We start from the raw sequence: 21,952 nt of genomic DNA on the forward strand, positions 1-21,952 counted from the left end.
CTCAGGGAGAACAGCAAATTGGCATAGCCCGGCTCATCGACCAGGACCGCGTCGCCGGGGCGAACCAGCTGACGCGCGGCAAGGTCCAGCGCCTGGCTGGACCCTTGGGTCAACAGCACCTGCTCGGCAGTGACGACGATCTCGCGCGAAGCCAGTAAATCGCGTACCACCTGGCGTAGCGGCAAATAACCCTTGGGTTCGCCATAGCCGCCCAGATCGACATCTTCTGCGGCCAGGTTGCGCAAGCTGCGCCGCATTCCCTCTGTAAACAACCAGTTACCGGGCAACCAGCCGCAACCCGGCTTGCTGCGCAAAGCGCGGTTTTCAAAAATGCGGCGCAAGTACCACATTGAGTCAAAACTGTATTGCCCGGCGGCGTCCAAGGACGAGGTTTCCTGGCTGCTGCGGCTGCGAACGAAAAACCCGGAATGCGCCTGTGACAAAAAATAGCCGAGCGCGACCAGTCGGTCGTAGGCGTCCACCACGGTGTAGACACTGACCCCGTTGGCATGGGCAAACTGGCGGATGGACGGCAATTTGGCACCCGCCCGCAAGAAGCCGTCATCCACCATCTGGCGAAATCCCCCAACAATCTGGGTGACCAGCGCAACCGTTGACTGGTGATTCAGGGCAAACATTAAATAGCAGGTCCCGGCGGCAAGGGTTTGTATGTAGTGGAGCCAGGGGCTGCACAGTACACCCGGAAATGGGGGTAATCTGTATATGTTAACGCCGGGGGAGTTCCCCTAAAGTACAGCCACCTGCTTCGAAGACCCTGGGCGACTGACTGCCCGCCACCGCAAAGGAAACCTCATGCACCGCGAACCCCATTTGACCAACGCCGCCCTGTTCGCCCGCCGCGAAGCGGCGATTCCGCGCGGCGTGGGTCAAAGCCATCAAATATTTGTTTCCCGCGCTGAAAATGCGGAAATGTGGGACGTCGAGGGTCGTCGCTTCGTCGATTTTGCCGGCGGCATCGCGGTGTTGAACACGGGTCATCGGCATCCTGCAGTGATCCAGGCCGTCAAGGATCAACTCGACCGCTACACCCACACCTGCTTCCAGGTGGTGGCTTACGAGCCCTACGTTGAACTGGCTGAACGCATCAACGCCAAGGCGCCCGGCAACTTTGCCAAAAAGACCCTGTTTCTGACCACCGGCTCCGAAGCGGTCGAAAACGCCATCAAGATCGCACGTGCGGCCACCGGCCGCTCTGGCGTCATCTGCTTTAGCGGTGGCTACCACGGTCGGACCCTGCTGACTTTGGCCATGACCGGCAAAGTAGCCCCCTACAAAACCGGTTTTGGTCCCTTCCCGGCCGAGGTGTTCCACGCCACATTTCCAAATGCGCTGCACGGCGTAACGGTCGATGAATCGATTGCTTCGGTCGAAGCGATTTTCAAGAACGATATTGAAGCCCGGCGCGTTGCCGCCATCATCATTGAGCCGGTGCAGGGAGAAGGCGGCTTCACCATCGCCCCGCCCGAACTGCTGCAGCGCCTGCGCACCTTGTGCGACGCGCAGGGAATTTTGCTGATCGCCGACGAGATACAGACAGGTGCCGGGCGCACCGGTACCTGGTTTGCCGTCGAGCAAAGCGGCGTGGCGCCCGACCTCATCACCATGGCCAAGTCCATGGCTGGCGGATTCCCCATTTCAGCCGTGGTGGGTCGCGCTGATGTTATGGATGCAGCCGCTCCGGGCGGTCTGGGCGGCACCTATGCTGGCAGTCCCATTGCCTGTGCAGCTGCTCTGGCTGTGCTTGACGTGTTTGAAAAAGAAAACCTGCTTCAGCGCAGCTGCGACGTTGGCGAACGCCTGATCACGGGTCTGAAAGCCATCGCCGCACGCCACGCCTGCATTGGCGACGTGCGCGGCATGGGAGCAATGGTGGCCATCGAGCTGTTCAAAGACGGCGATGTAAAACAAGCTGACGCCGAGCTGGCCAAGCGCATCACTACCGAGGCAACGGCGCGTGGCCTGATCCTGCTGACGTGCGGCACCTATGGCAACGTCATCAGGATTCTGGTGCCATTGACCGCCAGTGACGCATTGCTCGACGAAGGCTTGGCCATTATGGCGGCTTGCTTTGACGCCGTCGCCTGATTGATTCATGATGGTGCACGACGCGTGTTTCGCACCATCACTGGCACGCAAGTTGCATTGATATTCGCAGCACAATGACAGACCTTTGCAACTGAGAGCAGGCCAAGATTCGAATGACAAAAACCCAAGCCCTGGTGAGCTTCACCGGCGTTCAGAAAACCTACGATGGCATCAATCTGGTGGTGCGCAATCTCAACCTGGATATCCGTCAGGGGGAGTTTTTATCCCTGCTCGGCCCTTCGGGTTCGGGCAAGACCACCACCCTGATGATGCTGGCCGGATTTGAGTCACCAACGGCGGGAGAAATCAGCCTGAATGGCGTACCCATCACCCGCACGCCGCCACACAAACGCAACTTCGGCATGGTGTTCCAGAACTACGCGCTATTCCCCCACATGACGGTGGCCGACAACATCGGCTACCCGCTGTCGGTGCGCAAGCTGCCCACCGCCGAACGCGAGGCCAAGGTGGCGCGTGCTCTGGACATGGTGCAGCTGGGCCGCATGGGTGCACGTTATCCGGGGCAGCTCTCGGGTGGCCAGCAGCAGCGCGTAGCGCTGGCGCGTGCTCTGGTGTTTGACCCGCAACTGGTGCTGATGGACGAACCGCTTGGGGCGCTTGACAAACAGCTGCGCGAGCACATGCAGATAGAACTCAAGGCATTGCACCGCCGCCTTGGCGTGACCTTTGTTTATGTCACCCACGACCAGACCGAAGCGCTGACCATGTCCGACCGTGTGGCGGTTTTCAGTGACGGTGCGATCCAGCAGATTGACGTGGTGGACAATCTGTATGAAACGCCGGTCAACCGCTTCGTCGCGAGCTTTGTCGGCGACAGCACGGTGCTGCAGGCTGAAGTGGTCCGGCTTGATGGAGGCCGTTGCGAGGTCCGTCTGCCCAACGGTGTTCAGTTGCGCGGCATCAACGTCAATGCTGCGCAAGTCGGTGACGCGGTACAGTGCGGTAGCCGTCCGGAACGGTTGCAAATTGCCCAGTCAGCCGCCGCCAACACCTTTCAGGCGCGGGTCGCCGACGTGATCTATTTTGGCGACCACCTGCGCCTGCGTTGCGAGATGTCCGGCCAGCCAGATGCCACCATCAAGATGCCGCTGGCACACCGGCAGCTGCCTGAACCCGGCCAGACTATCCATGTCCATGCCCCCGAAGAACACTTGCGTGTGTACCGCTGATCAGCAGCGTTTTGCCTTTTCACCCCTTTCAACGTTAACCAAAGGAAATCCGATGAAACTCAAACCCTTGATGATTGCACTCACAGCCGGTGTCTGCTTGCCGGTTCTGGCCCAAAGCCAGCTGACCGTGGTGAATTTTGGCGGTGCCAACGGCGCAGCCCAGAAAAAAGCCTATTTCGAGGCATTCGAAAAATCGGGCGCCGGCAAGATCACGCAGGTCGAATACAACGGCGAGCAGGCCAAGATCAAGGCCATGGTCGAAGCCAAAAAGGTTACCTGGGACGTGGTTGAAGTCGAAAGCCCGGATGTGAACCGCGGCTGCGACGAAGGCCTGTTCGAAAAAATGGATTGGTCCAAAGTGGGCAACAAGGCTGACTTCCAGCCGGCGGCGGTACACGAGTGCGGCGTCGGCACTTTTGTCTGGTCAACGGTCATGGCCTACGACGCCGACAAACTCAAAACCGCACCAACGACCTGGGCTGACTTTTGGGACACCAAAAAAATTCCCGGCAAACGCGGCATGCGCAAGGGAGCACGCTACAACCTGGAATTTGCGCTGATGGCTGACGGCGTGAAAACCGGCGACGTCTACAAGGTGCTGGCCACCAAGGACGGGGCCGACCGCGCTTTCAAGAAACTCACCGAACTGAAACCCAACATCCAGTTCTGGGAAGCCGGCGCGCAGCCGCCACAGTTCCTGGTCGCCGGCGACGTGACCATGACTACCGCCTACAACGGACGCATTGACGCCGCCCAGCGCGAGGGCAAGAACCTCAAGATCACCTGGACCGGTGGCATTTACGACCTGGATTACTGGGTTATGCCCAAGGGCACGCCCAACAAGGATTTGGCACTGAAATTCATTGCCCAGGCTTCCAGCCCGGACGCACAGGCTGAGTACGCGCGCAACATCTCCTATGGTCCGACCAACAACAAGGCCTTGGCCAAGCTTGACGCCAAGGTGCTCGGACTTCTGCCCACCTCCGCCGTCAATGGCAAGGATTCGCTGCAGTTCAATATCCCTTTCTGGGCTGACCAGGGCGAAGCGCTGGAAAAACGTTTCGCCGCCTGGGCGGCCCAATAAGCCGGACATGAAAAGGGTTTGCGCATGACCGCGACGGTTTCCTTGCCCATGGCGCCACCGACCCTTGACAGCGCAACCGGACCGGCGCTTGCCGTTCAGTTGCGCAGAGTCGAGCGCCGCAAGCGCCTGCGTGCCATCGCGCTGACCCTGCCGCTGCTGATATTCTTGGCGGTCACGTTCCTCGTGCCGCTGGGTGCTCTGCTGGTTCGGGCAGTGGAAAACCCGGAAGTCGCTGGCACGCTCGGCCAAACCGGCGATGCACTGGCCAACTGGGACCGCAAAACCGCTCCGCCTGACGCCGCTTACGCGGCGCTGCTGGCTGACCTGACAGCCATTCCCGAAACGGCTCAGGCCGGCATTCTGGCGCGTCGCCTGAACACCGAAGTAAGCGGTGCGCGCTCACTCATCATGGGAACTTACCGCGCCCTGCCGCTGGGTACCGGACTGAACCCGGCCCAGGCCAAAGACAAGCTCCTGGCGCACGACCCGCGATGGGCGGAACTGCCGTACTGGTGGGCGATTGCCAAAAACAGCTCCCGCTGGACGCCAGACTACCTGCTGGCTTCGGTCGATCTGAAACGCGATGCGCAGGGCCACGTCGTTCGCGTAGGGGCGCAAGAGGCGGCATTCAGCGACATTTTGCTGCGCACCTTCTCCATTAGCGCCATCGTCACCCTGCTGTGTATCATGCTAGGCTACCCGCTGGCTTACTGGCTCTCGACCCTGAACGAGCGGCGCGCCAACCTGATGATGATTCTGGTGCTGCTGCCTTTCTGGACTTCGGTTCTGGTGCGCATCGCCGCCTGGATCGTGCTGCTTCAGACCAATGGCCTGGTCAACCGCCTTTTGATGTTCACCGGGCTGACGGGCGAGCCTGTGCCGCTGCTGTTCAACCGGCTGGGGGTCGTCATTGCCATGGTGCATATCCTGCTTCCCTTCATGATTTTGCCGCTCTACAGCGTGATGAAGTCGGTACCTGCGAACTACGTGCGGGCGGCGGTTTCCCTGGGCAGCGCGCCGCTGGCCGCGTTCTTTCGTGTTTACGTCCCGCAAACCTATCCGGGCGTCGCCGCCGGCGGCCTGCTGGTGTTCATCACCTCAATTGGTTACTACGTCACTCCCGCCCTGCTGGGCGGCGCAGGTGACCAGATGCTGAGCTATTACGTCGCCCAGTACACCAACGTGGAAGTCAACTGGGGCATGGCCTGCGCGCTGGGATCAGTATTGCTGACCACCACGCTGGTGCTGTATGCGGTATACCGCCGGTTTGCAAAAGCCGAATTGAGCCTGGGTTAAACACTCCATGAAACTTCCTTACCTTCCGGCTCCTCGCGTTTTCCCGGCTTACTTCACCCTCGCTGACAAGCTCGGCTGGTATGGCATGCGCGTATTCTGCGGCGGTGTGCTGTTTTTTCTGCTGCTGCCCATCCTGGTCATCATTCCGCTGTCATTCAGCAACTCCTCCTTCCTCTCTTACCCGATTCCGGGCTGGTCGCTGCGCTGGTACCGGGAATTATTTGCCTCCGATGACTGGGCGCGCGCCACGCGCAACAGCTTCATCGTGGCACCGTTGGCGACCCTGATTGCAACATCACTGGGCACGCTGGCTGCCGTGGGCCTGGCACGCATTCAGTTTTTCGGTAAAGGTCTGCTCACCAGCCTGCTGATCGCGCCCATGGTGGTGCCAATTGTGGTGGTGGGTGTCAGCGCCTACCTGTTCTTTGCCCGCATCGGCCTGTCCGACTCCTACACCGGCCTGGTGCTGGTCCATGCAGCATTGGGCGCGCCTTTCGTCGTCACCACCGTGATGGCCACGCTGCAGAGTTTCAACCAGAACTTGGTCAAGGCCAGCCTGAGCCTGGGCGCGGGGCCGTTGCAAACTTTCTTTCGCGTTACGCTGCCGGTCATTGCCCCCGGCGTCATCTCCGGCGCTCTTTTTGCCTTCGCAACTTCTTTCGACGAAGTGGTGGTTGTGCTTTTCCTGGCCGGTCCGGCCCAGACCACGCTGCCACGCCAGATGTTTACCGGCATCCGCGAAAACATTTCACCCACCATCGCCGCCGTGGCGACCCTGCTCATCCTCTTCACGGCTTTGCTGATGATGACGCTGGAGTGGCTGCGCGGTCGCGCCAAATAAGAACGCCTGTAGCCAGGAGCATTCATGACCTTCAACCAACCCCTGGGCGGCAACGCCATGCCCCGTTTCGGCGGATGGGCCAGCATGATGCGCCTGCCCATGTGCACCGAAGCGGCGGGACTCGACGCGGCATTCATCGGCGTACCGCTGGACATCGGCACCAGCCACCGCCCTGGCACGCGTTTTGGCCCCCGGCAGATCCGCGCCGAATCAAGCCTTATACGTCCCTACAACATGGCCACCGGCGCCGCCCCTTTCGATGCCCTGCAGGTGGCCGATCTGGGCGACGTGGCCATCAACACCTACAACCTTGAAAAGTCTGTCGAGATCATCGAACGGCATTATCAGCCGGTCATCGACACCGGCTGTATTCCGCTCACCCTTGGCGGGGACCACACCATCGTGCTGCCGATCCTGCGCGCCATCGCCCGCCGGCACGGGCCGGTGGCCCTGGTGCATGTCGATGCGCATGCCGATGTCAACGACGACATGTTCGGCGAGCGAATCGCGCATGGCACGCCGTTTCGCCGGGCCGTGGAAGAAGGCCTGCTGCAGACAAACAAGGTATGGCAGATCGGCTTGCGTGGCACGGGTTACGGCGCCGATGATTTCGACTGGCCGCGCCAGCAGGGTTTCACCGTGGTGCAAGCCCACGAGATCTGGTACCAGTCGCTCGCGCCGTTGATGGCGCGCGTGCGTGAGTCCATCGGCCAGGCGCCCTGCTACCTGAGTTTTGACATCGACGGAATAGACCCGTCTTTTGCCGGCGGTACCGGTACGCCGGAAGTCGGCGGACTGACTGTTCCGCAGGGGCTTGAGATCATTCGCGGCTGCCGCGGACTGAATCTTGTAGGCGCCGACCTGGTCGAGGTGTCACCGCCCTATGACCCTTCCGGCAACACCGCCCTGCTGGGCGCCAACCTGCTGTTTGAAATGCTGTGCGTGCTGCCGCGCGTAGCTTACCGCTAATTCCATTTCCTATTGAAGGCGGGCCAACGACCTCTCGTATTGACGTCGGAATGGCACAAGAAACTGACGGCGACACGAAACACCCCCCCGATGTATGCTTTGCGATTGCCATTGCGCGCGGCCACGCACCTCACTCAGATTGCCAGCCTTTTCAGAAAGAACTCTCATGGATATGAAAACCTCGCCACTTTCGCTGCTTAAAGACCCCAGCCTTCTCAAAACCGACGCACTGGTCAACGGCCACTGGGTTGCAGGCAACAGCCGCTTTGACGTCAGTGATCCGTCCAACGGCAAAAAACTCGCAGACGTCGCCAATCTGGGCCCGCAAGATGCCGAGGCAGCGATTGCTGCGGCCAATGCCGCATGGCCCGCCTGGCGCGGCAAGACCGGCAAGGAGCGCCACGCACTCCTGATGAAGTGGTACCAGCTGCTCATGGCCAACCAGGAAGACCTGGGAAGAATCATGACTGCGGAACAAGGCAAGCCCTTTGCCGAGGCCAAGGGTGAAGTCGCCTACGGCGCCAGCTTTGTCGAATGGTTCGCCGAAGAGGCCAAGCGCGTCAACGGTGAAACATTGCCCCAGTTTGACAACAGCCGCCGTCTCATGGTCATCAAGCAGCCGATTGGCGTCTGCGCCGCCATCACGCCCTGGAACTTCCCGCTGGCCATGATTACCCGCAAAGTGGCGCCGGCGCTGGCTGCCGGCTGCACGGTGGTCATCAAACCCGCTGAACTGACACCGCTGACGGCGCTGGCTACCGCCGAGCTGGCCGTGCGCGCCGGCATCCCTTCGGGCGTCATCAATTTCCTGACGGCCGACAGCGACAACTCGATTGCCATCGGCAAGGTGTTTTGCGCCAGCGACGTGGTGCGCCACATCAGCTTCACCGGCTCCACGGAAGTCGGCCGCATCCTGATGGCACAAAGTGCCCCTTCGGTCAAAAAGCTCTCGCTGGAGCTGGGCGGCAACGCGCCCTTCATCGTGTTTGACGACGCAGATGTAGACTCGGCCGTCGAAGGCGCCATGGCCAGCAAGTACCGCAACGCCGGCCAGACCTGCGTCTGCGCAAACCGCATTTATGTGCAGGACGGCGTGTACGACAGGTTCGTCGAAAAATTCGCTGCAAAGGTCAGGCTGCTCAAGGTCGGCAACGGTTTTGAAGATGGCGTGGGGCAAGGTCCACTGATTGAAGACGCCGCTATCGACAAAGTTGAGCGTCATGTGCAGGATGCGCTGGCCAAGGGCGGCAAGCTGCTGGTGGGTGGTCACAGGCTGGAGGGCCAGTTCTTCGAGCCGACCGTGATTTCGGAAGCCACCGCCGACATGCTGTGCGCCAGGGAAGAAACCTTTGGCCCGTTTGCACCCGTTTTCCGTTTCAAACTCGAACAGGAAGCGATTGATGCCGCCAACAACACCGAGTTTGGTCTGGCCAGTTATTTTTACAGCCGCGACATCGGCCGCATCTACCGCGTCGCTGAAGCGCTTGAATACGGCATGGTTGGCATCAACGTCGGCGTGATTGCCACCGAACATGTGCCCTTCGGCGGCGTCAAGCAGTCAGGTCTGGGACGCGAAGGCTCCAGCCATGGCATGGAAGAGTATGTGGAAATGAAATACCTGTGCCTCGGGGACATCAACAAATAGTTGATCGGCCTGCATCTCAAGTCGAGCATCAACTTTCATATCACGACAGACCCGTGCGCATACTCCTGGTTGAGGATGAACTGGACATGGCGTCGTGGCTGATGCGTGCGCTGAAGCAGGGCAGTTTTGTACCTGACCATGCAGCCGACGCAGGCACGGCAGAGGCCTTGATGGCAGTTACCGAATATGACGCGGTCGTGCTCGATTTGCGCTTGCCAGACCGGCACGGCTTGTCCCTGCTCGCAGACATGCGCAAGGCAGGGAACCGCACACCGGTTCTGGTGCTCACCGCTCAGGGCTCGCTGCAGGACCGGGTACGCGGGCTAAATCTCGGTGCGGACGATTTTCTGACCAAACCGTTTGAGCTCGAAGAACTGGAGGCGCGCCTGACAGCCCTGATGCGGCGTAGTGGTGGTCGCCCGCATGCGCCTCTATGCTGCGCGTCGCTTTCTTTTGACCATGAAAGTCGCGCCTTTACGCTGGCCGGTGAACTGCTGCAGCTGACGCCTCGCGAAAACGCCGCCCAGCGGGCCCGGCGTCCTCGCAGCGGCGCGCCGGTGGGCAAGTCACGGCTTTCGAGCAAGGTGTTCCCCCACGACAGCAATGCCGGTCCAGACGCGATCGAGCTGGTACTACATCGCCTGCGCAGAAAATTGGCAGGCAGCGACGTGCAGATCGTAACCATCCGGGGACTGGGCTACATGCTCAGGGACGTGGCGCATGCAAGCCAGGGTGTCTGACCCGCCGCACGCTCCTCGACCAAGCCGCTTTGGCATACGCGCCCGCCTGCTGGCTCTGCTGTTGCCCGGCGTGCTGGCCCTGCTGGCCTTTGACAGCTGGAACGACTACCGCGCACTCAAGGGCATTGTGCAGGAGGCCTACGATCAGGTCCTGCTGGAACCCGTGACGGCGCTGGACAACAGCGTGACGCTGGCCGCCGACGGCACCATCCACGTGAATGCACCTTTCGATGTGCAGGCGATGTTTGATGAAATGCGGCCCAGTCACAAGCATCTGCACCTCGGCCTGATGGCCCTTGCTGCGGCTCCGAACGGCCCTACGGACCCGGCCCTCCCGATGGCAACATCGGCCATGGCAAACGGGCAGTCTACGGCACCAGAGACCACCTTGATGGGTGTGAGCGACCTGCCGCCAGTACCGGTTTCCACGCAGCAGGCGCTGCCTGGAAGTCACGGTGCCGTCTGGTATGACGGTGTTTACCACGGTTATGCGGTGCGTGTCGTGGCGCTGCGCCGCACAATCCTCGACGGCTTTGGCAGACCTCATCAACTGCTGATCCAGGCCGCAGAAAGTACCGGCCTGCGCGAACAGGCAGCCGACAGTTCCCTGCACCAGGAACTGCTCAGGGATGCACGCATGCTGGCCGCAGTGATCGTCCTGGTCTGGCTTGGTGTGGGCTGGTCCCTCCGGCCGCTGGAGCGCCTGCGAAAGTCGGTGCTGGCCAGCCCGCCTGATGCGCTGACGCCACTGGACGCCGCGCATGTCCCGCAGGAGGTCCGGTCCTTGGTTGAAACCATCAACCACCACATCGCGAGCCACCGGCAGATGCTGGCGCGGCAAGCCGGTTTTCTGGCCGACGCCTCGCACCAGTTGCGCACGCCGCTGGCGATTTTGCTGACCCAGGCGGCCTACGCGCTGCGCGAACCCGACGTCGGGCGCATGCGCGAAACCCTGCGCGCCATCGTGGCCCAGCTGTCACGCAGCCGCCGCCTTAGCGAGCAGCTGCTGGCACTGGCACATGCCAGTGAACCACAGGAAGACGTCGCATCTGCGGCCCTGGTCGACCTCAACGCGCTCGCGCGCGAAGTGGTGTTGCGATACCTGCCACTGGCGCATGAAAAAAACCAGGACCTGGGCTGGGTCCATGCCCACGGAAGCAACGTCCCGGCGGATGACGACGTGGCATCTGCAGCCCCGCCGACCGCAACTGCAGCAGACATGGTTGCGCCGGTGATGGCCAATGCCGAGGAGCTGCATGAGGCGCTGTCCAATCTGGTTCACAACGCTGTGGCCTACACACCAGCCGGCGGCACCATCACGGTCGCCACACACCTTGAGGGTCAGTGCGTGTGTGTCGAGGTTTGCGACAGCGGTCCGGGAATCGCGGTTGAACAACGCAACGTGGTTTTTGAACGTTTTGTGCAACTCGCGGAGCATGCCGTCCCCGGGGCTGCACGCCATGGCGCGGGGCTGGGCCTGTCGATCGCCAGGGGCTACGCGCAACGCAGTGGAGGGGACATCGAACTGGCCGATGCCGACGTGCGCGCAAAAGGCCCTCCGGGCCTGCGCGCCCCGCGGCGTCTGCCACGCGCGACCAAACCGGCCACCCGCAACGCCTCCGCGGTTTGACACCGGCACCCTACTTTCGCCGCCGCAGCCACATCATTCGCGGAACTGACTTCCTCTTTGCCACGTTTTTTTCGTGCGGCTTTTCGCGTTAGTGATAACACGTATTTTGAGGTCAGGCGCGCAAAACGAAAGCTGATTGGAAGCATCGATCCCTAACATCCTTCCAACCCGCACGCCTCACCGACCGCTTATTTGCATGACCGGAAGGCGTGGGGACAAACTAAAAGGAGACCCGGATGACCCACCCCTCGTTGATGACAACACCCCTGCGGGCGCAGCCCCGGAGGCGACTGAAATGAACTTCAATAACCGGAATTTCATAAGGGGCCTGTGTCTCATGGCGATCGCCCTGCTCTTTGGCCTGGGTTCGCTTAACTACAAGATAGGCGAATTAAGCAGGTCCGGGCCTGGAATGTTTCCCCTGATGGTGAGCTCCAGTCTTTTTGTGGTTGGCCTGCTTTCGGTGGTGCGTTCGCACTTCGTCGACCCCGTAGCCCTGGACTACAGCGTCAAAAACATCGCCCTCATTTTGCTCGGTTTGGTCGGGTTTACGGTGATTTCCCAGTACATAAACATGATCCTGGGCATCGTGTTTTTGGTGTTTTGCTCCACCTTTGCCGGCACCTCGTATTCCGTGGTGCGCAACCTCAAGATCTCCGCTGGCCTGATCGCCGTGGCCTTTGCCTTTAAATACTTGCTCGGCCTTAGCCTGCCCTTGTACTGATATGGATGTCCTTCACAACCTCGCATTTGGTTTTGAACAGGCATTGACCTGGCAAAACATTCTTTACTGCGCCATCGGCTGCACGGTCGGCACGCTGATCGGGCTGCTGCCTGGACTGGGCCCTTTGTCCACCATCAGCTTGCTGCTGCCCTTGACCTATTCCCTTCCCACTGGTGGCGCGCTCATCATGCTGGCCGGAATTTACTACGGGGCGCAATACGGCGATAGCGTGAGCGCCATCACCATGAAGATTCCGCACGCCAGCAGCATCGTCGCCTGCATCGATGGCTACCAGATGACACTCAAAGGTAAAACAGGACTGGCGCTGTTCACCGCGGGGATTTCGAGCTTTATTGGCGGCACCGTGGCCATTATTGTGCTGTCGACGATGGCGCCAGCACTTGGGGAGGTCGGGTTCCTGTTCGGGCCGGCCGACTACTGTGCCCTCATGCTGCTGGGTTTTTTCTGCGTGAGCTTTGTCAGCAGTGGCAGCTTGCTCAATGGCCTGGCCATGGCCATGGTTGGCGTCCTGCTTGGAGTGGTCGGTACCGATGTGAACAGCGGCGTTCCGCGCTACACCATGAACCTGATCTTTCTGCAGGATGGAATTGGCCTGATCAGTATCGCCCTGGGATGCTTCGGCATTGCCGAGGTGGTGAAAAACCTCGACAACAAAAACGTGCTCACCCCCTTCAACGGGGAAATCAAGCTCATGCCGACCTGGCCCGAGTTCAAGCGCATCATTCCCAGCGCCTTGCGCGGCAGTGTGATTGGCTCGATTTTGGGCATCCTGCCCGGTGGCGGTCCCACGATTGCCCAGTTCGCAGCCTATGCAGCTGACAAGAAATTCAGCAAATACCGGCACGAGATCGGCACTGGGTGCATCGAGGGGGTGGCCGGACAAGCGGCTGCCGACGAGGCGGCGGCGCGGACCAGCTTCATCCCGCTCATGGCCATCGGAATTCCCGAAAACGCAGTCATGGCCCTGATGATGGCCGCCTTCGTTGTCAAGGGCATCCAACCGGGGCCCAACATGATCGCCAGCCACCCTGATTTGTTCTGGGGTCTGGTGGCCAGTATGTGGGTGGGCAACTGCTTTTTGGTCATCCTCAACGTGCCATTGGTGCGCTACTGGCTTTCGGTGTTCAAGATTCCCTATACCGTGCTGTTTCCAGCGATTCTCTTTTTCTGCTGCATCGGTACCTACAGCATCAACAATAGTCTGGATGACATCTACACCACAGCCGTCTTTGGCTTGATTGGCTATCTGTTTTTGCGCCTGGACATGGAGGCCGCGCCACTCCTGCTGGGCTTCATTTTGGGACCCATGCTGGAGGAAAATTTCCGTCGCGCCATGCTTCTGAGCCGGGGTAGCTTCACCGTGTTCGTCAGCCGCCCCATCAGCGGCACCTTGCTCACCGTCATCGGAGCCCTGATCTTGTGGCAGGTGGTGACATTTGCCCGCAAGTTGATAAAGTCACCGGATCATCTTATTCATGGAAAGGAAAATACACCCGCATCGACACTCGCACCCGCACCCGGAGCCATAGTTGCGATTGAATAATCCCAACTTGGTAAAGCCACTTCAATTTTCTGAACCATGCGCAGCCAACTTTGGGGGATAGTTTCACACGGTAATCAACCAGTGAAATTCGGCCCGCTGCTTCATGGGTCGGGCGGTGGCAGTGCGCAGTAGGTTCTGTGTCACGTCTTTGCCCTTCTGCGCTAACCCGAACACATGGCAGCTGGGTGCCGCAGGTCTTGTTAAATCTCCGCAAACAGGCAAAAGGGGCAGGTTTTCCGGGTTGAATGTCCGTAAACCTGCGCCCCGACCACAAAGCGCTTATCACCAAGTCACAGCTCCAGCCCTGCTGGGCTAACCGGCGGCCCCCAGCGGTTCGTTGACGCGCGCAGCTGTGGGCGATTCGTTTCAACCGCAACATGGACGGTTATTGTGTTGAAATAAGGGTGACCTTCAGGAGACATTCAAAAATGAACCGCAGACTTTTCGTACAAGCTGGTGCAGCCGCCGCGTTCACTACATTTTTAATAGCAGCTCATGCCGATAAAGCAAGGACCACAGGTCAAAAACACTATAAAATGGTGATCCAGGTGAGCGACAACGATCCAGCAAAATGGAACCTGGCGCTCAACAATGCCAAAAACCTGCAGGACGACGTAGGCGCGGCCAACGTGGACATTGAAATCGTCGCCTATGGTCCGGGAATCGCCATGCTCAAGCTCGAATCACCAGCCGCCGCGCGCCTAGCCGAAGCCATGAACGACAAGGTGAAAGTGCTGGCCTGCGAAAACACCATGCGTGGCCAGAAACTGGGCAAGGAAGAAATGCAGCCAGGCATCAGCTACGTGCCAGCGGGCGTGACCGAGATCATGAAAAAGCAAAGCGAAGGCTGGGCTTACCTGCGGCCCTGACATCGATGGGGTAGGCACGCTGCATCACAGAGCGCTGCTTCTATAATCCACGATATCGCGGGTGTAGTTCAATGGCAGAAGAGAACCCACCTCTGTAACTTAAATTTTTCCTATTAAAGCTACGCCATTTCCTACGCCAAATGGGCCCGATCTTTTATTCAGATTGCGGCAACGTCTGGGTATTTTCTTTTCCGTGATTCTTGCTTACGATCTCAGGTCAATATCTTAGGAGCGGGATTGGTTACACATTTGCGTCGACTGTCGGTTTTTGTTGACGAACCTGATCCCGGTGTCTTCTACTGGGTGTTGCACGAAAGCACTGACGATGCCAACGTCTGGCTGGACATCAAGAGGTCATCCACAAGTCACCTAACATGGACGCACGCGTTCAATCACGGAATTGTTGAATTGTTGAATTGTTCAGAAGTGTCCCTGACGAGCATATTGGGCCGCAGAGCGCTGAGGAAGATGAAAACGTCAGCCCGATTGATTCCCATCGCCGTTTTTCTCAGAGTCTGAAGCTGCGAGTGGATCCACTCAACACAGAATGATTATCGGCAGCCACTTCAAAGGGCCGGATCATTAATCAAAATCGCCGAGACGTATCTTTTCAACACGGTGGTTAACTACGGTGGCGACCAACAACCACTTCAGGCGTGTTGTCCAGCCTAACTGACGTTCCTGCTTTGACCCGTCAGAGTAGAAATATTTGGGGTCGTGTGCAACGCCTAAATCCTCAAGGGGAAGACTCGATGGATCTTTGTCGCTGTATTGTGCATGTGAGGCTTCGTGTCCACTCCAGAATCGATCCGCGTTGACATGAATTCCCAGTCCAAGTCTGAGGCCCCGTTTAACAAGCTTAACCCGCGCGCGCATTTCAAATTGTTCATCAGTCACGTAGGTGTCCGTCTGTACCCATCGCCCCGACAGGTAAACCTCGCCTACGGCGTGAGTGATACTTTCTTGGGGAACGTCGATAATACCAGCGAGAAACTTACTCGACAGTGAGACGAAACGTAGTCTGGCGGGAACGCCTGCCGCCCTGAGTAACGCTACAAATAAAGTACCCTTCGTATGGCAGTCCCCCCGTCCGGCGCGCAATACAGCGGCGGCGGGAACATGATCAAAAGCGGCGACGCAGCCAAATGGAAGCGATTTCACAAAATCGTGAATTAATAGTGCTTTCTGCGTTGCGCTGGATGCCAACTGCGTGATCCGCAGGGCTTGAATTCTCAATTTGGGGTCATTCAGGTCCAAAAGCTGTGTACTTCCTAGCCATTGGCCAGCATCTTCAGATGACCTCTCAGGTATCGCGGTGGATGGCATATACGTGCCTTACCTTGAAATGCTATGTGCGGGAATAGAATTCCCTAGAGTAAGCTGATCCGTGTGGTGGTGACCGGCACTTCCAGCCGTCTTGCCGGCTGGCACAAGGCCTCTCATTGACAAGCCGAATCGCGCAACAAAGGGTGTTTCCCTTATGTCGCCATCCTTAAGCTTGACGAAATAGGTTGACGGCTCGTAGTTGGGCGAGGGAAGCACCCACGGATGTTGCAAGACCTCAGGCTCGCGACTCGAAGGAGCTTGGGCGTAAAGCCAATTGCTGGTGGAAAAAAAGATAAATCCGGCTATTAAAAATCCTAAGATTTGATGAATCATAAGTAATTTCAAACTCTTGCTGGGATGCGAAATAGCGGGCAACAAGATGGCGGAAACTCCTCAATAATTGTAATTTACATTTGGTGACCTGTGTGTGCGTTTGGTAACATGGGGATGTAGCGCAAAGTCGATTTATCACTTTTCATAATTACTAACCGCGGTCGCCCTTCAACGCCAGATTCAAAATGACTTCGCCAGCTGCATACGTTTTTTCGTTGTCATGCGACTTCCTTTGGCTCTGCTTCGGCCAGCAGCCGGTCAGCTGGGTACTGACTCAACAAATTCATTGAGCGCTCGGCCGGTGCTTCAAGCCAGGCGCCATAAGCATCCTCATTCAAGATCACCACCATCCGTTTGTCCTGTTTGTCGGGCGGGCGCTTGGGGTCGAGTCGATGCAGTTCCTTGAAAATTGCATGCGTATCGGCATTGATTGTCAGCATCGTGAAACTGTTGACCCATTCGCCCGCCGGCGAGCGCCACGGCTGCCAAAGACCGGCCACGCCAAGCGTCTCGCCGTCGGAACGGGTGATGCGCGTGGGAATGAATTTGCCCGTGCGCCAGTCCGGCTCGTAGATCGCTTCCGCCGGGATGATGCAGTGCCGCCCCTTGGCCCAGGCATTCTTGAAGCTGGCCAGCTGGTCGACGGTCTCGGCCCGCGCGTTGTAGGTGCGCAGGCCGTACTTAATGTCCTTCGCAAAGCCTGGCAGTAGGCCGAAGTGCGCATTCACAATTTCCATTTCTGGCACGGCGTCGTCCCCCGACTCCCGCTCTGGCGGCCGCCGGATGATCGGCGCCATCTGAGTGGGATAAATGTGCAGGCCGCCGGACGGTGGCGCCCAATCAAGCGGGAGTGTGACGCCCATGCGCTCAAGCCTTTTTCGGGAGTTTTCGGCTTGGTAGTGGCTGCACATGACGCGATATTACTCGCTGTAAATACTGTATGCTTTCACAGTGTTGTGCACTATTTACCAGCTTAGACAGATGGGCGAAAGGCTGTCGGGGGATGAGGTTCGTTCGACGGGCATCTCTGCTCGCTTTGTTTTCGGGCGGCATCCCGTGTACCCAACGATGCGTGCAAGCATGATTGACCCTGACCGAGGCATTGCCCTTGCCTGGCTCGATTGCGCGCAAATCACGAGGGTTGACGGCGGTTTTATGGTGTGCGGGTTCGAGCCGCAAACCGGCAGGAGCGACACCGCGCAGGTCTGGTGGTGCGTACCCGTTACGGCGGGGCAGTGCAAATAAGTACCAAATCCGCAAGGGTATTTCGTTATGCACTACCGGTAGTGGCTTGTGTCGGCTGGAAACGCTAGATATAGTGTCTATATCCAAATGCAAAAGCCGAAGTTAGAGCTTCGGCTTTTGCGCCCGAACCGTTTCCAGCCCGGGGAGGATCAGATCAGAACATCTTCACTACACATTTGTGAGTTTGCCATGATTTGAGATGGATCGGCTGGTTTTTTGTAACGCCCTATCCGGGGTGAAAGAAATCTATGTCTATCAGCAAAATTGGCCGCTCGGCAATCAACGGTAAGTTCACCACCGTAAAACAAGCTCGACAGCAGCCTCGAACCCACGTTGTCGAAACGATCAAGCATCCACCTGGAAAACCAGCGCCGAAATCCAAGTCTAAATAGACTGGAAATTTTGAAGCCCGCAACCGAATGTCTGCGGGCTTTTTTATTGCGCTACGGTTCTAGCGCACCCGCGAGCTGGAGGCCGAGCAGCATAAGCAGCAGGTCGAGGTCAATTCCGCCGAGCGCGAACTGGCGGCCAGCGCCCGCACCGACCTGACCGGCGTGAATGAAATCTGGCGCAAGCTGAGCGAGGGCGCCGAAGCTCAGGATACCGATGCCCGGCTGCAGACGCGTCAGCTGGTTGCAGACACGTTTGAGCGCATCGTGATCTACCACAAGGGCGTGCGGCCCGCCGAGACGCCGGTGGGTACCTCACCGGCACGCCCTTTTCTGCGTCTTCTGTGCACGCCAGTCGGTGTGCCACACCAACGCGTGAAGCACGCCGTCAAGGGCACGTGGAGAGGACAACGCCGCAACCCTCAGGCCCGACCCGCAAAAAGAAATCGTGAATCTGGCCAACACGGCTCAAAAAACTGCGGCCGTATCGCGTCTTCTGCAGTCCAGCAAAATTAAAGATCGATCAAGTAGCTCCGCTATCGCTGTCAGTGCACCGACATGGTGTAATGTGGTGCAATATCAATAGGCGTGCTCATCATGACAGTCGCATCCAAACAGCTACATCCTCAGGTGAAGACAGCAAGGGCTTCGATCACCTTCCCGGCTGAGCTTTATCTGGAATTAGAGCGAATTGCTGAAGAAAAGAAAGTGTCTGTTGCCTGGGTTGTTCGCGATGCCGCGGAGAAGTACGTCACCGCGCAATACCCGCTTTTTTCTCGTCAGTAGAGCTGCGTATGACCACAAAAATGCAAACAGAGCTTCATTATCAATCAACGCCCGTGGGGCAAGGTGTAATCCGGTGAGTATCCGAATTCAGACAATCCGCCAGAAAATCGCCCGTCTTAACACCGGTGAGAAGCCACGCGTCCTCGACTTGTTTGCCGGCTGTGGCGGCCTGTCACTGGGCTTTTCAGCCGCAGGTTTTACGATTTCCGCCGCAGTCGAATACGACGCGAGTGCGGCTGCATCACACGGCCGCAATTTCCACGGGGGAGACGCTGCGCACTCAGTTGCACGCGACATCACCCAGACCAAACCGGATGATCTGGCAAAAGAACTGAAACTTGGCAAAACAGCTGACGCTTTCGATGTTCTCATCGGAGGGCCTCCCTGCCAGGCATTTGCGCGTGTCGGACGCCCGAAGCTGCGCGAAGTTGACGCACACGCAGAGGCATTCAAACATGACCCACGCGCTCAGCTCTACATTGACTATCTGCGGTACGTTGAAGCCTTTTCACCGCTCGCAGTGCTTGTCGAAAACGTGCCGGACTCACTGAACCATGGCGGGCAGAACATTGCGCAGGAAATTGCAGAAGTCCTGGAACAGAAAGGTTACGTCTGCCGGTACACGCTTCTGAATGCCGCGTTCTATGGCGTACCCCAGATGCGCGAGCGAATGATCTTGATCGCCTATCACCGCGAACTGGCTGACACCATCACTTTTCCGGAGCCAACGCACTGGGTGGACCTGCCACCGGGCTATGAAGGCTCGCGTTCTGTCGCCCTCAAGTTTCTGAGAGGTCCTCTGGCTGCTGAGGCGCATTCTTATGTGCCAGCACCTAAGGCCTCATCTACTCTGCCGCCTGCGGTGACTGCTAAAGACGCGCTTGCTGATCTGCCATCTATTGACGCTCGCAAGCTACTTAAATCCGGAAAGCTGCGTCGCGGTGCAAGGCGCTTTGACGAACCTATTCCTTATGGCAAGTCACCGCAGAACTCCTTTGCAAAGCTGATGCGCAGTTGGCCTGGTTTTGCCACGCCTGAGGTCCTGACAGACCATGTCATCCGTTGTCTGCCGCGTGACTATGAGATCTTTGCGCGAATGAACGCAGGTGATCAGTACCCACAGGCATATGAACATGCAATGGAACTGTTCGGCGAGCACTTAGCTGCTCTGGCCAAACAGGGAATACCTGTTGAGCCTAATTCTGCACAGTACGAAGAAATCAAGGCCTCGATGGTGCCGCCTTATGACGCCACCAAATTTCCGAACAAGTGGCGAAAGATGTGGAGTGACCAGCCTGCACGCACGCTGATGGCACATCTTGGAAAGGACAGCTACAGCCACATTCACTACGACAGCCGTCAGGCCCGTACGATTTCTGTGCGCGAGGCAGCCCGTCTCCAGTCGTTTCCCGACAGCTTTTCTTTTTTCGGTACCATGAATCCGGCATTCCGACAGATTGGCAATGCTGTACCGCCATTGCTCGCGAAGGCAGTTGCGATGCATATGATGCAGGTACTCAGAACAACAAAAGAAAAGGCGACAGCCGATGAACCTCTCAGATCGCCAGAAGCTGTTTCTTGACGCGGCGCAAAGTCATTTCGGAACCGTAAAACCTCCTCGAGAACTGTTTGGCGTATCAAACAGCGCGAAAATTATCGAAGGTGGCATTCAGCTAGGCATTGTCAATCTGGCTAACGTGCGTGACGATGCGGAAGGCATTGCCTTTGCTTGTGTCATGCGCTTTCCACCCGAAGATGAGGTGTATTTCTCTGTCCTTATCAAAAAAGACAAAGCCAAACTGCTGTTGCGTATTGCCGATATGAAGCGGCTTGGGGCGGCCATTCCGGGTGACAACAGCGATGTTGTTGAGACGAATGACGAAGATTTAATTAGCCAAACCGAGCCACCTGGCACTTCGATCAAATACAACACGAACAATAACAACGTTGCGATCTACCTTGGCCGAGACGGCAAACTGTGGATGCGCAACAAAGGCTTCTGGGACAGCCTTGATTTTGATCGGACCGGGATCGAACCGCCCATCGCGCCCGATCAAATCGTTGTCGCACTTTACCCACCGACGGCATCAGCCCGTCGAAGTTTGCTGGCTCGCGAATTCATCGGCTGGCTTGGCACCATGGTCGGACAAGAGAAAATTCATGAACTGATCGTCTGGACCGATGCAGTAACGCTTGGGACTGCAATGCAGCGCATGCCGTCTGCCATCCCGGTCGCCGATATAGAGGCTGCAATTGCTCAGCTTGGTGGCCATTATCCCAATGGCGAAGTACGACGGTTCCACGCAGCGCTGAATTTCCTAAGCCACAAACATTTTGTCATTCTGTCGGGACTGTCCGGCACCGGTAAAACGCAGCTGGCATTGAAATATGCTCGCGCCATCCATGGCCTGACCACCAACAGCGCTGCCGATCCGCTCCTGTTTGAATGTCCGGTGCGCCCGGAATGGACAGATCCAAGCGGACTCACTGGCTATTACGACGTGCTGACCAACCGCTACGTCGTTCCTACTTTTCTTGAAGCAGTGCTGGTGGCCACGGCACACCGCAGCTCGCCGGTGTTCGTCATTCTTGATGAAATGAATCTCGCCCGGGTTGAGTACTACCTGTCCGACGTGCTGTCCTCCATCGAAACACAAAGCGCGCTCCAGCTGCACTCAAACGGCGTGCCGCTCGAAGGAACAACGGGGACAAGCGTTCGCGCTGAACTGCCCCTTCCGCCCAACCTGTTCATCATCGGGACGATCAACGTGGATGAAACGACAAATCCCGTGAGCGACAAGGTACTTGACCGGGCGTCGGTAATTGACATGTCCACTGTGGACGTGCTGGGTTTCCTCGCCTCACTTGAAGCGCGACACCCTGAACTAGAACTTGCCTGTGCGGCCATAGCGCCAAAACTGACTGAGATCCATGGGCTAATGCAGCTGCATGGTCTGGGGTTTGGCTATCGCGTCATTGAAGAAATGGTTCGGTATCACAACTTCGACGCTCTGCACATCCATAGTACTGCGAGCGACGTGACTGACCAGCTGCTCGTGCAAAAAGTACTGGTCAAACTCCGTGGTGCCGAGAAACAGCGCTCGCTGCTCAACAGCCTTGAAAAGGCCTGTAACGGTTTACCCCGATCAGAGATTTATGTGCAAAGGCTGTTGAGTGACTTAGAAGATTTCGGCTCATTTCAGGCGATGCGGTGA

General features: G+C 58.1%; 20 protein-coding genes. 16 read left to right on the forward strand and 4 right to left on the reverse strand.

Annotation, left to right across the window (positions count from 1 at the left end):
• Positions 1–638, reverse strand: a 638-nt coding sequence (locus HHJ19_RS15855) for an aminotransferase class I/II-fold pyridoxal phosphate-dependent enzyme (RefSeq protein ID WP_296908837.1), incomplete at its 3' end; no start/stop codon positions are given.
• Positions 639–813: 175 nt separating this feature from the next.
• On the opposite strand from HHJ19_RS15855, the gene gabT reads away from it, so the two are divergent.
• The 12 genes from gabT (at position 814) to HHJ19_RS15915 (ending at position 14,658) form a co-directional block, all read left to right on the forward strand.
• Positions 814–2,106: a 4-aminobutyrate--2-oxoglutarate transaminase gene (gene gabT, locus HHJ19_RS15860; RefSeq protein ID WP_296908838.1), complete on the forward strand. Its 1,293-nt coding sequence runs from the start codon at positions 814–816 to the stop codon at positions 2,104–2,106.
• A gap of 113 nt (positions 2,107–2,219) precedes the next feature.
• Positions 2,220–3,296 (forward strand): ABC transporter ATP-binding protein, encoded by a 1,077-nt coding sequence (locus HHJ19_RS15865; RefSeq protein ID WP_296908839.1) that lies wholly within the window; start codon positions 2,220–2,222, stop codon positions 3,294–3,296.
• Positions 3,297–3,348: 52 nt separating this feature from the next.
• The gene (locus tag HHJ19_RS15870) at positions 3,349–4,380 is read left to right on the forward strand and encodes an ABC transporter substrate-binding protein (RefSeq protein WP_296908840.1); all 1,032 of its coding nucleotides are present in this window, start codon (positions 3,349–3,351) and stop codon (positions 4,378–4,380) included.
• Positions 4,381–4,404: 24 nt separating this feature from the next.
• On the forward strand, positions 4,405–5,676 hold the full coding sequence (locus HHJ19_RS15875; RefSeq protein WP_296908841.1) for an ABC transporter permease: 1,272 nt from the start codon (positions 4,405–4,407) through the stop codon (positions 5,674–5,676).
• Between the two features lie 7 nt (positions 5,677–5,683).
• Positions 5,684–6,517: an ABC transporter permease gene (locus tag HHJ19_RS15880; RefSeq protein WP_296908842.1), complete on the forward strand. Its 834-nt coding sequence runs from the start codon at positions 5,684–5,686 to the stop codon at positions 6,515–6,517.
• A gap of 24 nt (positions 6,518–6,541) precedes the next feature.
• Positions 6,542–7,486, forward strand: a complete 945-nt coding sequence (speB, locus tag HHJ19_RS15885) for an agmatinase (RefSeq protein ID WP_296908843.1) — start codon at positions 6,542–6,544, stop codon at positions 7,484–7,486.
• A 166-nt stretch (positions 7,487–7,652) separates the two neighbouring features.
• The gene (locus tag HHJ19_RS15890) at positions 7,653–9,131 is read left to right on the forward strand and encodes an NAD-dependent succinate-semialdehyde dehydrogenase (protein WP_296908844.1); all 1,479 of its coding nucleotides are present in this window, start codon (positions 7,653–7,655) and stop codon (positions 9,129–9,131) included.
• A 53-nt stretch (positions 9,132–9,184) separates the two neighbouring features.
• Positions 9,185–9,871 carry a response regulator gene (locus tag HHJ19_RS15895; protein WP_296908845.1) on the forward strand — a complete coding sequence of 229 codons (687 nt, stop codon included), beginning with the start codon at positions 9,185–9,187 and terminating at the stop codon, positions 9,869–9,871.
• Entirely contained in the window at positions 9,852–11,501 is a 1,650-nt protein-coding gene (locus HHJ19_RS15900) for a sensor histidine kinase (RefSeq protein WP_296908846.1), read from the forward strand. Before HHJ19_RS15895 ends, HHJ19_RS15900 begins: the two co-directional genes overlap by 20 nt.
• A gap of 295 nt (positions 11,502–11,796) precedes the next feature.
• Positions 11,797–12,225 (forward strand): tripartite tricarboxylate transporter TctB family protein, encoded by a 429-nt coding sequence (locus tag HHJ19_RS15905; protein WP_296908847.1) that lies wholly within the window; start codon positions 11,797–11,799, stop codon positions 12,223–12,225.
• Between the two features lies 1 nt (position 12,226).
• The gene (locus tag HHJ19_RS15910) at positions 12,227–13,789 is read left to right on the forward strand and encodes a tripartite tricarboxylate transporter permease (protein WP_296908848.1); all 1,563 of its coding nucleotides are present in this window, start codon (positions 12,227–12,229) and stop codon (positions 13,787–13,789) included.
• A gap of 428 nt (positions 13,790–14,217) precedes the next feature.
• The gene (locus tag HHJ19_RS15915) at positions 14,218–14,658 is read left to right on the forward strand and encodes a DsrE family protein (protein ID WP_296908849.1); all 441 of its coding nucleotides are present in this window, start codon (positions 14,218–14,220) and stop codon (positions 14,656–14,658) included.
• 582 nt (positions 14,659–15,240) lie between these two features.
• Here HHJ19_RS15915 and HHJ19_RS15920 read toward each other — a convergent pair.
• On the reverse strand, positions 15,241–15,984 hold the full coding sequence (locus HHJ19_RS15920) for a transglutaminase family protein (protein ID WP_296908850.1): 744 nt from the start codon (positions 15,982–15,984) through the stop codon (positions 15,241–15,243).
• Between the two features lie 551 nt (positions 15,985–16,535).
• Complete coding sequence (locus HHJ19_RS15925) at positions 16,536–17,228, reverse strand: SOS response-associated peptidase family protein (RefSeq protein WP_296908851.1); 693 nt, start codon at positions 17,226–17,228, stop codon at positions 16,536–16,538.
• 169 nt (positions 17,229–17,397) lie between these two features.
• Here HHJ19_RS15925 and HHJ19_RS15930 point away from each other — a divergent pair, with 169 nt between their 5' ends.
• Positions 17,398–17,562 (forward strand): hypothetical protein, encoded by a 165-nt coding sequence (locus HHJ19_RS15930; RefSeq protein ID WP_296908852.1) that lies wholly within the window; start codon positions 17,398–17,400, stop codon positions 17,560–17,562.
• Between the two features lie 443 nt (positions 17,563–18,005).
• On the opposite strand, the gene HHJ19_RS15935 is transcribed toward HHJ19_RS15930, so the two are convergent.
• Positions 18,006–18,230 (reverse strand): hypothetical protein, encoded by a 225-nt coding sequence (locus HHJ19_RS15935; RefSeq protein ID WP_296908853.1) that lies wholly within the window; start codon positions 18,228–18,230, stop codon positions 18,006–18,008.
• Positions 18,231–18,548: 318 nt separating this feature from the next.
• Here HHJ19_RS15935 and HHJ19_RS15940 point away from each other — a divergent pair, with 318 nt between their 5' ends.
• The 3 genes from HHJ19_RS15940 (at position 18,549) to HHJ19_RS15950 (ending at position 21,952) form a co-directional block, all read left to right on the forward strand.
• Positions 18,549–18,737, forward strand: coding sequence for a CopG family transcriptional regulator (locus HHJ19_RS15940; RefSeq protein ID WP_296908854.1), 189 nt, complete (start codon positions 18,549–18,551; stop codon positions 18,735–18,737).
• 73 nt (positions 18,738–18,810) lie between these two features.
• Complete coding sequence (locus HHJ19_RS15945) at positions 18,811–20,319, forward strand: DNA cytosine methyltransferase (RefSeq protein WP_296908855.1); 1,509 nt, start codon at positions 18,811–18,813, stop codon at positions 20,317–20,319.
• Positions 20,285–21,952 carry a hypothetical protein gene (locus HHJ19_RS15950; protein ID WP_296908856.1) on the forward strand — a complete coding sequence of 556 codons (1,668 nt, stop codon included), beginning with the start codon at positions 20,285–20,287 and terminating at the stop codon, positions 21,950–21,952. Before HHJ19_RS15945 ends, HHJ19_RS15950 begins: the two co-directional genes overlap by 35 nt.

This window comes from Polaromonas sp. (assembly GCF_012927415.1).
Classification (GTDB): domain Bacteria; phylum Pseudomonadota; class Gammaproteobacteria; order Burkholderiales; family Burkholderiaceae_C; genus Polaromonas.

Bases quoted from the DNA above. Each gene is read 5' to 3' on its own strand.
- HHJ19_RS15880 (WP_296908842.1), top strand. From the start codon at position 5,684: ATGAAACTTCCTTACCTTCCGGCTCCTCGCGTTTTCCCGGCTTACTTC.
- HHJ19_RS15925 (WP_296908851.1), bottom strand. From the start codon at position 17,228: ATGTGCAGCCACTACCAAGCCGAAAACTCCCGAAAAAGGCTTGAGCGC.
- speB (WP_296908843.1), top strand. From the start codon at position 6,542: ATGACCTTCAACCAACCCCTGGGCGGCAACGCCATGCCCCGTTTCGGC.
- HHJ19_RS15930 (WP_296908852.1), top strand. From the start codon at position 17,398: ATGATTGACCCTGACCGAGGCATTGCCCTTGCCTGGCTCGATTGCGCG.
- HHJ19_RS15915 (WP_296908849.1), top strand. From the start codon at position 14,218: ATGAACCGCAGACTTTTCGTACAAGCTGGTGCAGCCGCCGCGTTCACT.
- HHJ19_RS15875 (WP_296908841.1), top strand. From the start codon at position 4,405: ATGACCGCGACGGTTTCCTTGCCCATGGCGCCACCGACCCTTGACAGC.
- gabT (WP_296908838.1), top strand. From the start codon at position 814: ATGCACCGCGAACCCCATTTGACCAACGCCGCCCTGTTCGCCCGCCGC.
- HHJ19_RS15870 (WP_296908840.1), top strand. From the start codon at position 3,349: ATGAAACTCAAACCCTTGATGATTGCACTCACAGCCGGTGTCTGCTTG.
- HHJ19_RS15900 (WP_296908846.1), top strand. From the start codon at position 9,852: ATGCAAGCCAGGGTGTCTGACCCGCCGCACGCTCCTCGACCAAGCCGC.
- HHJ19_RS15920 (WP_296908850.1), bottom strand. From the start codon at position 15,984: ATGCCATCCACCGCGATACCTGAGAGGTCATCTGAAGATGCTGGCCAA.
- HHJ19_RS15905 (WP_296908847.1), top strand. From the start codon at position 11,797: ATGAACTTCAATAACCGGAATTTCATAAGGGGCCTGTGTCTCATGGCG.
- HHJ19_RS15940 (WP_296908854.1), top strand. From the start codon at position 18,549: ATGACAGTCGCATCCAAACAGCTACATCCTCAGGTGAAGACAGCAAGG.
- HHJ19_RS15865 (WP_296908839.1), top strand. From the start codon at position 2,220: ATGACAAAAACCCAAGCCCTGGTGAGCTTCACCGGCGTTCAGAAAACC.
- HHJ19_RS15950 (WP_296908856.1), top strand. From the start codon at position 20,285: ATGAACCTCTCAGATCGCCAGAAGCTGTTTCTTGACGCGGCGCAAAGT.
- HHJ19_RS15890 (WP_296908844.1), top strand. From the start codon at position 7,653: ATGGATATGAAAACCTCGCCACTTTCGCTGCTTAAAGACCCCAGCCTT.
- HHJ19_RS15910 (WP_296908848.1), top strand. From the start codon at position 12,227: ATGGATGTCCTTCACAACCTCGCATTTGGTTTTGAACAGGCATTGACC.